Raw genomic sequence first — 12279 nt, 5'->3', positions numbered from 1 at the left:
TCCATACATTTGTTCATGGAATTGGGCCATTAATCATTACTCCTTGTCTGTTTCATGGGCTTTTCTCTATCTAAAAAGCATCTTCAAAAACTCGTTAAAAAAATAAAAAAATCTCGATTTATAGATTTCTAGCAATTGTTAATTATACCATAAAATAATCAACCATTCAAGTCTTTTGTCGAGATTTCCTTTCTTTTTCTCAAAAATTATTTTCTTTCTTTATAAAGCTTGTCAATTAATATAATTGGTCTTGATATCGTGCTCGCGTGCACTACTTTCACCGTCAGGGTAACCAACTATAACCCCGCTTACAGGGAAGAATCCTTCATCTAAGTTAAGGCTTTTGACGTAAGCTGCATCCTTTCCTAGGGCATTTACGCTTCCTCTTATATAGCAAGATCCTAGTCCCATCTCTGTCGCCTTTAGGGAAATATTTTCTATAACGCAACCTGCATCTTCAAAACGGGCCGATGTATCCTTACTTGATGAAAAGATAATAAATACTGGTGCAGCGTAGAGAGGATCCTTGCTCTTTCCAGTCTTTTCCTGATATTCCTTTACGAAATCTTTCATGAGATTTTTATCCTTAACGACTGTGAGCCTGCACATATCGTACTGGCCATTTGCAATCGGAGCCTTCCTAGCAGCTTCTAGGAGCTTTTCGATTGATTCATCACTAGGTTCTTTAGATGAATATTTCCTCTCAGAATATCTCTTATCTATTACTTCATCAAATAACATATAGACCTCCTTAACTTAAACAAATCTTTGGGCTTATTATACTCTAATAAAAGCTAGAAACAAATCGATTATTTATGCTATAATAATATAAACGGAGGCATTATGAAAAAAACTACGAGATTTTTAACTAGCATAAGCGGCATATTTAGATCAATAATTACAATACTATTTGCTTTTGCGGCCATTTTTGCAGGCTTTGTCGATAAGAAGCTTTTGGCAAGCTTCCTTGATATAATTGGCCTATCAAGTATTTCACTTGGCTTTGCGAAGCCCTTTGCCCTATTAGTACTCATATCTTTATTTCTATTAAATTTACAGATTACGAGAAATATTTTTAACTCTGGTAAGTTTGGAGTAAAGATAATATCAAATATATTTTTCGCTACTCTTTTCGTTATAATAGACCTACTAATCCTATTCTTTGTTAGGGAAAGGCTTATACTGATACCACTTATCCTAAACGTGTTTATAATCCTTTCACAAATCATGGCAATGGCTACAAAGGGGAAAGGTTACTATAATATAAAAGAATCAAAAAAACCTACAAAGCTTAAGAAAAATGATAAAGGAGTAATCAAGGAAAGGGACATAGAAGAAATATCAAATCAAGATATTAAGAAGAAAAATTCTAGGGCAAATAACAAAATATACTCCCTTGACTTCGCAAGTAAAAAGGAAGATGAAGCTATAAAAGAAGATCAAATAGAAGAAATAAACGTGATTGATCCAGATGAAAATAAGGAGAATCTAGGAGATTTAAAGGATAAAGAAGTAGTAGAAAACCCTAATCAAATAGATACTCCGAGTGAAGATGATAAAAATATAGATACTCAAGAATAAATAAATGGCAAGCTTAAAGCTAGGACAGACTCTTTCGTATCTTATTCAATAAAGGATAAGACAAAAAGTTCCTAGACTAAGCTTAGCCATTTTTCATTTGGAAATCCCTTGCTTTTGGGTATATAGGAAATAAGAAGAAATGAGGAGTATTATGGACAAACATTATTTAAAACTTTTAAAAGACATCTATCCTAAAAAATCCAACATCAAAGACGAGTTAATTTCTCTTAACTCCAAGCTCTACCTTCCTAAGGGCACGGAATATTTTTTCTCCGATATCCATGGAGAAAGCGAAGCCTTCCTTCACCTATTAAGGTCCGCATCAGGAAATATTAGAGATAAGATTGCTAAGCTATTTGGCGATACATTGATTAAAGAAGACCAAGACGAATTAGCAGAGCTTATTTACGATCCGGTCCACGTTCTTAAGGACCTTTCTGAAAACGATTTATTGACAGAAGATTATCTAACTATAACTATCCATAGGCTAATCAACCTCTTTAGATTCGTATCTACCAAATACCCAAAGGCCTATGTCAAAGGCAAATTTACAGGCTCATATACAAATATCATTGACGAACTACTATATACCAACGATTCTGAATTTAATAAGAAAGAATATTATGAATCCCTAATAGCTAATATAGTCAAATACGACTCTGCTAGGGAATTTATCATATCCCTTGCAAGACTTATTCAAAGAGTTTCTGTAGACAAACTCCATATAGTCGGGGATATCTACGACAGAGGACCTTCCCCACACATAATCATGGACGAACTACTAACCTTCCCTAATGTCGACATCCAATGGGGTAACCACGACATAGCCTGGATGGGAGCGGCTAGCGGAAATGAAGCCCTGATAGCTGCCTGTGTCGCCAATGCCATCTCCTACAACAACTTCGATATGTTAGAAGACGGCTACGGAATAAACCTAAGGCCTCTCTATGAATTTGCCATTCACAACTATAGGGATGACCCATGCGAGCTCTTTATGCCTAGGATCTTCGATAGAAATATCTACGACAACGTAAGTGGCGAAGTAGCAGCCAAGATGTATAAGGCAATCTCTATAATAAGGTTCAAACTCGACGGAGCCCTCATAGCTAGAAATCCTGAGTTTAATGTAGATGATAGAAACTTCCTCAAATTCATTGATTTTGAAAAAATGACCTACAAAAATGTCCCACTCAAGGATACTAACTTCCCGACCATAGATCCAAAAGAACCACTCAAACTAACAGATGCTGAACAGTTTATAATAGATATCCTAAAAAGCGACTTCATCAAGGGCAATAGACTAAACCGCCACATGAGCTTTCTCTACAAAAACGGGTCAATGTATAAGACGGAAAACGGCTCTCTCCTATTTCATGGCTGCATCCCCCTAACCGAAGACGGAAAATTCCAAGAAATAGAAATAAAAGGAAAGAAATATTCTGGAAGAAAGCTTATGGACGCCTTTGACAAGGTCGCTCGTGATGCTTACTTTACGAATTCAATCTTTGCCAAAGATGTCATGTGGTATCTAATAAACGGTAGATACTCCCCAATTTTCGGCAAGAGCCAATACTCCTACTTCGAAAATCTCTTCGTAGAAGATAAAGATCTAAAAAGAGAAGTCTACAACCCTTACTACAAGCTTTCTGAAAAGGAAGAGATAGTAGATATGATCTTAGATGAATTTGAAATTACAAGTGAAAGAAGAAGGATAATTAATGGCCATGTTCCAGTAAAAGTCAAAAAAGGAGATAGCCCAATCAAAGGAGGTGGCAAGCTCTATGTAATTGATGGTGGAATATCCAAGCCTTACCAGGCAAAGACAGGAATTGCAGGCTACACCTTGATGTTTAACTCCCACCACGTAGCCCTAGCCGAGCACAAAAGCTACGAGTCAATCACAGACAAGGTATCAAGCTACACCCCAAATATAAAAGAAGTAGAAATCCTCCTTCCAAGAATGCTAAAAAAAGACACCGACGAAGGACAGGATATAAGAGAAAAAATTGAAGTTTTGGAAAAGCTTTTGGAAATGTATGATAGTGCGAATTGATTCCATCAAAAAAGAATGCAGATAAAAACTAGCCCCTTAGTTATCTTCGGTTTAACTTTTGGGGCTCTTCTTATACCATCACTCTATTCTATTTTCTGGACCTTATAAACTAATCATAAGCAGATTATTTTCCCTAAAAACGTCTCTTTCTATTCTTGCTTAGAATTATCATAAAGACTTGTCTTATGCCTGACTTACGTTTGAAATATAGGATATCTACAAAGTCTTAAGCATATCCACATAGTTTGGCATAGAGTAATTTTCTCTAGATATTAACTTTTCTAACGAATCTGATATTTGGCGGATTTCGGCTGCGACTTTCCTTGTTTCTTTTTGAAGATACCTAGCCTTATATTCTAAGAGATCCATATCTTCCGATTTTTCTAAGATAGATGAAATTATTTCGCAATAGTCTAAAAGTTTACCGACTTTTTCGTTTATTTTTCTCGCCCTTTGTCTCAGTCTTTCATTTTCTACAAAAGATAGGTAATCCTTGATGCTCGCGATCTCTCTCATAGCTGATGGAAGAATCTCTTGGTGGATCATGTTATTTAGTATTTCTAGTTGAGAAGAGAAAAACTTTGTAACATCTTCATATTCGACCTTGATTATGGATTCTATTTCCTTTTTAGTAAAGATCCCAGATTTTTCAAATATATCATAGGCATTGGTGGCCTTGGCTGCTATTACAGCTTCCAAGAAAGTCGGGAAGTTTTCTAGGCCTCTTTTTTCCGCTTCCTTTTCCCATTCTTCTGAGTAGCCATCGCCTTGAAAGAGAATATTTTTGTTTTCTTGGTAGATTTCCTTAACTATGGAGTAAGCTTCTTCCCTTAGCCTATCTTCATCTACCTTCTCTAGCCTATCAGCTATTTTCTTCACTGACTCAGCAAATCCTATATTTATTACTGTATTGAGGTCTGCTGCTGATTTAGATGATCCTAACATTCTAAATTCAAATTTGTTGCCAGTATAAGCTATAGGAGATGTTCTATTCCTATCTGATGAGTCAGTTTTTATTTCTCCTAAATGAGGAATCTTGACCATATTTTCTATAACTTTTTCCTCAAAATCATCATTAGCTACAGACTCTAAGACATCTTCTAGGTCACGACCTATAAATAAAGAAATAATGGCAGGTGGGGCTTCATCTCCGCCCAACCTATAGTCGTTAGTTACAGATGAAGAAGCAATCCTTATTAGTTTTTGGTATTTGTTGCAAACTTCGATCATGGAAGCTAAGAACAGAAGAAATACCGGGTTGTTTTTGGGATTTTTCCCTGGAGTAAATAGATTCCTTCCATAATTTGTCGCCAAAGAATAATTATTGTGCTTACCAGATCCTGCCATATTTTTGAAAGGTTTTTCCTTAAGTAGACAAACTAAATCGTGGTCTAGGGCTGTCTTTTCTAATATATGCATAAGGAGTTGGTTATTATCAACAGATATATTGACATTTTCATACATTATGGCAATCTCAAACTGATTTGGTCCTACCTCGTTATGTTCTGCTTCCATGTAGATACCAAGCTTGTAAAGCTCGCTGTTTACATCTTCAAAAAACTCATCAACTCTTTTTGGAATATCCCCCAGATAATGAGAGATAAGTTCTTTCTCAACCATAGGATCAGAACCAATAAGGGTCATCCCAGAATATTCAAGGTCAATTCTCTTATCAAAATACTTTTTATCTATGAGATAAAACTCTTGCTCAAGGCCTAGTTTAGCCTTAACCCTGTAAGTTTTCTCTTCCTTGAGAAATAAATTACAAACCCTTGAAGCCTCTTTGCTTACCATGTTCATGGACTCGATTAGAGGAAGTTTCTTGTCGAGTTTTTCCCCATAAAATGACACAAAAACTGATGGAATATATAAGACCTTGTCTAGGATAAAGGAATTGGCAGTCAAATCCCAATATGTATATCCTCTAGCCTCAAAGGTTGAACGCATTCCTCCAGATGGGAAAGAAGATGCGTTCAACCTTTATAAGCTCCTTACCTGAGAACCTATTTATAGGATTGTGCTTGTCATCCCTGTTCAAAAACGCTGTCTTTTTGGTCGCAGTTTTCCCATTTAAGGGTTGGAACCAATGCGTGTAGGAAGTTGCCCCCTTAGAAATCGCCCAGACTTTCATAGCATGAGCTATGGCATCAGCACTTTCCCTATCTAAGGTGGCATTGTTCCTTGCCGCTTGTTTCCATTTCAAATACACTGTGTAGGGTACATTTTCCTTCATAGTTTTCTTGTCAAAAGCCATATTCCCAAATTCTTTCAAAACCATACTACCTCTTTCTTAGATTTTACTTTTATATTATACCAGGTGAATTTTAAAAATAAATTTACATCTTTATTCATTTGCTATTAACAAAAAAGTACCAAGCTATAATACATTTAAAATATAGATTGGTACTTAAAATTATTATTCGATTATCTCAGGCTCGTCGTAGTCTACTCCGAAAGTTTCTACAGTTACTGTCTTCATTACTTGGTCTTCTTTTGGTTTATCTTGGAAGTCAGTTTTAATTTCTGCTATCTTATCTACTGTATCCATTCCTTCGATTACTCTGCCGAAGGCTGCGTATTGGCCATCTAGGTGAGGGCTGTTTTTGTGCATTACGAAAAATTGGCTGCCTGCACTATCTGGCATCATAGATCTTGCCATAGAGAGAACTCCCCTGTCGTGTTTTAGGTTATTCTCAAAGCCATTTGCAGCAAATTCTCCCTTGATAGAATAGCCAGGGCCACCGGTTCCTCTTCCTTCTGGGTCTCCTCCTTGAATCATAAATCCTTTGATTACCCTATGAAAGATTACTCCGTCGTAGAAATTGTGACCTATAAGTGAGATAAAGTTTCTTACTGTGTTTGGAGCAACTTCTGGGTATAGTTCCGCCTTAAAAGTATCTCCATTTTCCATTTCAAATGTTACTATTGGGTTCTTGTTTTCCATATTTCCTCCTTAGTTTTTGAATGAGTGAACAGGGGCTGGTATGTGACCGCCTCTTTTGATCATTTTATCTGAATTAGAATTTCCTATATCTATAATTGGTGCATAGCCTAAAAGTCCACCAAACTCTGCATAATCTCCTACGTCCTTTCCTGGAACAGGGATTATCCTAACTGCAGTAGTCTTGGCATTTATCATTCCTATTGCCGCTTCATCTGCAATCATAGCAGAAATTGTAGCTGGGCTTGTAGATCCTGGTATTGCAATCATATCAAGGCCAACTGAGCAAACAGAGGTCATGGCTTCTAGCTTATCAAAGGTCAAATGTCCTCCATCTACTGCTTTAATCATCGCTTCATCTTCGCTTACTGGGATAAAGGCACCGGAAAGTCCTCCGACAGAGGCACTTGCCATAAGACCGCCCTTTTTTACAGCGTCATTGAGTAGGGCTAGAGCTGCTACTGTTCCGTGTCCTCCTACATTATCTATTCCAATCTCTTCTAAGATTCTTCCTACAGAATCTCCAATGGCTGGTGTTGGAGCTAGGGATAAGTCTAGGATTCCGAAGTTTTTGTCAAGTCTATCGCAGACATCTCTTGCCACAAGTTCTCCCATCCTAGTGATTTTGAAGGCTGTCTTTTTGATTATCTCACAGATTTCATTAATCGGAAGGTCATCCTTACCTGAAATTGCTGCCTTCACTACACCAGGACCTGAAACTCCGACATTAATTACTGTATCTGCTTCACTTACTCCATGGAAGGCTCCTGCCATGAAGGGATTATCCTCTACGGCATTTGAAAATATTACAAGCTTGGCACATCCTAGGGCATCTGTATCCTTAGTTCTTTCTGCTAAGTCTTTTACTACTTCTCCACACATGGCTACAGCATCCATGTTGATACCTGCCTTGGTTGAGCCCACATTTACACTTGAGCATACTAGGTCAGTAGTCGATAGGGCCTTTGGAATAGATTTAATCAAAATCTCATCAGCCTTGGTCATCCCCTTTTGAACGAGTGCAGAAAACCCACCTATAAAGTCAACTCCAACGTCCTTGGCTGCCCTGTCAAGACACTCAGCAAAGGGAGTATAATCGTCAAGGTCTGTCGCTGCCGCAATAAGAGAAATTGGTGTAACAGAAATCCTATTGTTAATGATTGGTACGCCATAGATTGCAGATACTTCCCTAGAAGTCTTGATAAAGTCCTTGCTTTCTCTTAGGATTTTATCATAAATTTTATCACATGCTTTTTTATAATCTTTGTCTATACAATCAAAAAGAGAAATACCCATAGTAAGGGTCCTGATATCGAGATTTTCCTCATCTAGCATTTTGATTGTTTCAATAATATTATTCTTATCCATATTAGATCCTGTGCATAGCGTCAAAAAGCTTTTCGTTTTGGATTCTTATTTCTAAATTGTTCGAATCGGCTAGCTTATCAAAGGCCTTCTTAATCTCAGTAAAGTCTGCCTTTGACTTTGTAAAGTCGATATTAAACATCCCTACAAATTGATCTTCCATTATAGTTTGGCTTAGATCAAGGATATTGATATTGTATTCATATAAGACTTTAGAAATTTTATAAATAATTCCTTTTTGGTCATTTCCTATTACTGTTAGTATAGCTTTCATTTCTTCCTCCTAATGAGCCTTTTCCTACTAATGATTTTACCCTTTTATTAATGAGTGCAAAGAAAAATAGCCCCTAAGGGCTAGTATACAAAAAATAAAAGACTTGGCAAGAAGAGCCAAAGTCTTTTGTTTAAGTTCACTTAATTTTTATTTTAAATTAACCACTCCGTGGGCTGCTACCAGAACGCGGATAATTTCCTCTTAATCCTGACGGACTTGTCTTCTGCTTCACAGACCACTCCGTGGAGGGTCTTCTATTGGCCAGACGGGATTTCTCGGGCTTCGCCCTGCGACCACTCCGTGGAGGGCACTCAATTAGCCGTGCGGGCTTGTTTTTTAATACCAACCATTATTAGCCCAAAATGCTTGAGCGTTTTCCCATGAACCGTATCTTCCGTATACGTATGAGTCTGCTGCTGCTTCTTGTTCTTCTGGGCTTGCTCCGTAGCCTACTAGGGATGGGTTTAGTTGGTATCTTCCGTAGTAGCCACCAGCTGGGTTATATGCTGTGTATGATCCACCTGATTCTCTTTGAGCTATCCATTCTTTTGCCCAGTTTGAATCTCCTTGGTAAGAAGAGTAGTCTTCTTCGTAGTAGTCTTCTGCTGGTTCTTCGTAGTAATATTCTTCTGTGTATGTTGGTTCTTCATATGTTTGGTATGAAGCTTCGTTATTATTACTTACTGGTGCTTGAGCCACTTCAGCTTTTTTGTTTCTTTCGTTGAATGATTTTAGAAGGTTATTATATACATATCCTTCTTTGCCATCAAATTTAACTTTTACATATCCATTATCTGCTTCTTCGATAATTTCAACTACATCGCCTTCTTGTAGAACGCTTAGTACATTTGATGAAAGTTGAGCATCATCTCTAAAGTTTGCTGGAGCAATAACTTCTGTTTCAGCTTTTACGTTAAACCATGGTGTTCCTACGAATGCTTCTTTTCCTTCGAAGTCAATTCTGTACCAGCCATTAGCTTTTCCTAGAATTTCGTAAGATTTGTTTTCGTCATTGATTGTTCCAATAACGTTGTTTACTTCTTCGGCAGAGCTTCTTACGTTTACTGCTTTTGCCTTTTCTGTGTTAAGTTCGATTCTATCAGCCTTTGCTTCCTTTGATCCGAAAGTAAATACTGATGGTAGTACTAGCGCTGCTGCTAGTGCATATTTTGTTAATTTGTTCATTTATATCCTCTTCCTAATTTTCAAATTTAATTTTACTTGTAATAATAGTTACAAAATATTAACAACTCTTTTTTACAAGCACTATTGTACCTTTAAATTGTGTAAAAATTATGTAGATTATGATTTTTTTTGTCATTTTCTAGAAAATATTGATATATAAGGTTTTCCTTAGATTTTTTTAGATAATTTTATCAAATATTTTATTAATTCTACAGATTTTTTAGCATTATTTTTCTATATTTCAGACAAATCCCCTATATTTCTCTTAGCTTTTAAGAAAATTAATTGTAACAAATGTAATCTATTGGCTTTTTTATCTAAGCTACTCGTCTTTGTCCTAATTATTAGCCCAAAATTTTCTAAAGTAGTATAATCCTCATAGAATTTATATGAAAGAGAGCAAGCAATGATTAATGTCTACATTTTATGTGGTGGCCCTTCAAGTGAGCATGATATCTCTTTAAGAAGTGCCCTTAACATAAGCAAAAATTTAAATGAAGAAAAATATAAGATAAAGTTGGTATATATTAATAAAGAAGGAGCTTATTCAGAAAGTTTCGATAAGATAGATACAGATAATGAATTCGACCTAGTTAGGGAAGTTAAGGAAAATAGGACAAAGTCTATTGCAAATTTCCTCGCCTGTCTATCTAAGGAAGATTATTCAAAGACTATTGTAATTCCTGCAGTCCACGGAACTTATGGAGAAGACGGAACAATCCAAGCCCTCCTAGATGTTATTGGAGTAGCCTACATAGGAAATGGACTTCTATCTTCTGCAATATGTATGGACAAGGTTACAAGCAATGATATTTTCGAGAAGAATAAGTTAAGCCAAGCTAAATATCTCTACACTAATAGGGATGGCTTTGACAATGATTTTATGGATAGATGTATCGAGGAGATCGGCCTTCCTCTTATAGTAAAGCCTTCTGCTAACGGGTCTTCTGTTGGGGTAAGCAAGGTTACAAGTAAGGAAGAGCTTATGGCTGCCGGAGATGAAGCTTTGAAATATGACAAAAAGGTACTTGTAGAAGAGCTGATCGAAGGTCAAGAGATCGAGTTTGCTGTAGTTGGCTACATGAATCCAGATGTATCAGAACCTGCTGCTTATATCTCAGACCACACTTTCCTAGACTACGATGCCAAGTATTTTTCCAAGTCTACCAAGGAGACCCTTCCTTATATACTAGAAAAAGGAAAGCTAAAAGAGGCTCAAGAATTTGTAAGATGCGCCTACGAAGCTTGTGGATGCGAAGGCTTTGCTAGAGTTGATATCTTCCTAGGAAAAGATAATAAGTTCTACGTCAATGAGATCAACACCTTCCCTGGCTTTACCCCTTCATCATTTTTCGCAAGACTTTGCGAGCTTATGTATGATGAAAGCTTTGCAGAGGTTTTGGATAGATTAATAAAAGATGGATTTGAAAGGTGGCAAAGATGATAGAAAGAAGTCTAGGCGAAATCGCCAAAATGATCGGCGGAGAAATCTCAGATGAAAAATACTCTAGCCTTAAGATTAAGGGGGTGTCTTCTGACTCAAGGACAATCCAAGAAGGAAATCTCTATATTCCTCTAATCGGAGAAGTATTTGATGGGAGACTTTTCATCAAAGAATGTGAGGATAAGGGGGCTTCTGCCTTTCTAGCAGATCGTGATTGTAAGATAAAAAACAACATATCCATTCCTTATATAAGAGTCGAAGATACATTAAAATCCCTCCAAGATTTGGCAAGAGCCTACAGGAGCGAACTAGAAGATATTAAAGTAATAGGCATCACAGGATCAAACGGAAAGACAACTACCAAGGACCTCCTCTACGAAGTTCTTAAGGAAAAGTACAAGGTTCAAAAAACTATAGGAAATCTCAACAATGAAATAGGAGTTCCTAAAACTATCCTATCCCTTGATGAAGATACAAATATCGCTATAGTAGAGATGGGAACAGATAGCTTTGGAGATATATCTCTTACTACAAATATATCAAAACCAGATATTGCAATCATTACCAATATCGGAGATAGTCACCTAGAAAATCTCAAGACCAAAGAGGGAATCTTAAAGGCTAAGATGGAAATCGTAGAAGGCCTAAGCCCAGACGGCTATTTTATCTACAATGGAGATGATCCTACAATGAAAAAGGAAATCTCCTCCTACGAAGTAAAACAAAAAATGATATCTTTTGGAGAAGAAGATGATAATGACTTCGTAGTAAAATCCTCTGGTGATAATAAAGGTAAGGTAAGCTTTACCCATGATGGAGAAACTTACACCATTCCCCTACTTGGTAGCCACAATATCTACAACGGTGGAGTGACAGTTCTAGTCTCTAGCCTTTTTGGCCTAAGCAATGATCAGATCAAAAAGGGTCTTTCTGAAGTAACCCCAGCTAATAATAGGTCTAGTATAATAGAATTTGAAGGTTTCGATGTCTTGGATGACTGCTATAAGTCAAACCCTCAATCATTAAGAAGTGGACTTGAGACAACAAAACTTCTAGGTGGCTATGACACTAAAATCCTAGTGCTTGGTGATATGCTAGAGCTTGGAGAGACTGAAGACGACCTCCACTATGAAGTAGGTAGTGAGATTGACCCAAAAGATATTGACTACTGTCTCTTCTTTGGTAGCCTATCTAAGCATATGTATGAGGGGGCCCTAAATAACTTCTCCAAAGATAGAATCTTCCACTTCACCAGCAAAAACGACCTCATAGACAAACTAAAGTCTCTAATTACCAAGTCGTCTCTTGTCTTTGTCAAGGGAAGCCATGGCATGCACATGGAAGAAATTATAGAAAGTATAAGCAAGTTAAAATTATAGGAAAAAATTAGAAAAGAATTAGAAAAGAATTAGAAAAGAAAGGAAAATGAATTAAAC

Annotated in this window: 9 protein-coding genes and 1 pseudogene; 4 read left to right on the top strand and 6 right to left on the bottom strand. The window is 36.9% G+C overall.

What is annotated here, in order from left to right; genetic code table 11:
• Positions 1-231: 231 nt before the first annotated feature.
• On the bottom strand, positions 232-741 hold the full coding sequence (locus tag RCH56_RS06515; RefSeq protein ID WP_306484170.1) for a nitroreductase family protein: 510 nt from the start codon (positions 739-741) through the stop codon (positions 232-234).
• A gap of 102 nt (positions 742-843) precedes the next feature.
• On the opposite strand from RCH56_RS06515, the gene RCH56_RS06510 reads away from it, so the two are divergent.
• Entirely contained in the window at positions 844-1581 is a 738-nt protein-coding gene (locus RCH56_RS06510) for a hypothetical protein (protein WP_306484169.1), read from the top strand.
• A 151-nt stretch (positions 1582-1732) separates the two neighbouring features.
• A complete protein-coding gene (locus tag RCH56_RS06505) occupies positions 1733-3634 on the top strand; it encodes a fructose-1,6-bisphosphatase (protein WP_306484168.1) in 1902 nt (633 codons plus the stop codon).
• A 216-nt stretch (positions 3635-3850) separates the two neighbouring features.
• On the opposite strand, the pseudogene RCH56_RS06500 reads toward RCH56_RS06505, so the two are convergent.
• The 5 genes and pseudogenes from RCH56_RS06500 to RCH56_RS06480 all read right to left on the bottom strand — a co-directional run bounded on the left by RCH56_RS06500 (position 3851) and on the right by RCH56_RS06480 (position 9399).
• Positions 3851-5912, bottom strand: a pseudogene (locus RCH56_RS06500) (glutamine synthetase III).
• A gap of 138 nt (positions 5913-6050) precedes the next feature.
• On the bottom strand, positions 6051-6578 hold the full coding sequence (locus RCH56_RS06495; protein ID WP_306484167.1) for a peptidylprolyl isomerase: 528 nt from the start codon (positions 6576-6578) through the stop codon (positions 6051-6053).
• 9 nt (positions 6579-6587) lie between these two features.
• Positions 6588-7943 (bottom strand): PFL family protein, encoded by a 1356-nt coding sequence (locus RCH56_RS06490; RefSeq protein ID WP_306484166.1) that lies wholly within the window; start codon positions 7941-7943, stop codon positions 6588-6590.
• A gap of 1 nt (position 7944) precedes the next feature.
• Complete coding sequence (locus tag RCH56_RS06485; RefSeq protein WP_306484165.1) at positions 7945-8214, bottom strand: ACT domain-containing protein; 270 nt, start codon at positions 8212-8214, stop codon at positions 7945-7947.
• Positions 8215-8550: 336 nt separating this feature from the next.
• Complete coding sequence (locus tag RCH56_RS06480) at positions 8551-9399, bottom strand: SH3 domain-containing protein (RefSeq protein ID WP_306484164.1); 849 nt, start codon at positions 9397-9399, stop codon at positions 8551-8553.
• A gap of 406 nt (positions 9400-9805) precedes the next feature.
• Between RCH56_RS06480 and RCH56_RS06475 the strand changes: the two genes are divergently transcribed.
• Positions 9806-10843, top strand: a complete 1038-nt coding sequence (locus RCH56_RS06475) for a D-alanine--D-alanine ligase family protein (RefSeq protein WP_306484163.1) — start codon at positions 9806-9808, stop codon at positions 10841-10843.
• Positions 10840-12222, top strand: a complete 1383-nt coding sequence (gene murF, locus RCH56_RS06470; RefSeq protein ID WP_306484162.1) for a UDP-N-acetylmuramoyl-tripeptide--D-alanyl-D-alanine ligase — start codon at positions 10840-10842, stop codon at positions 12220-12222. Before RCH56_RS06475 ends, murF begins: the two co-directional genes overlap by 4 nt.
• Positions 12223-12279: the final 57 nt, after the last annotated feature.

It is taken from the genome of Anaerococcus sp. (assembly GCF_030825785.1).
GTDB lineage: Bacteria > Bacillota > Clostridia > Tissierellales > Peptoniphilaceae > Anaerococcus.
Note: the sequence above shows the minus strand (reverse complement) of the source record. Positions and strands in the feature narration are given on the sequence as shown.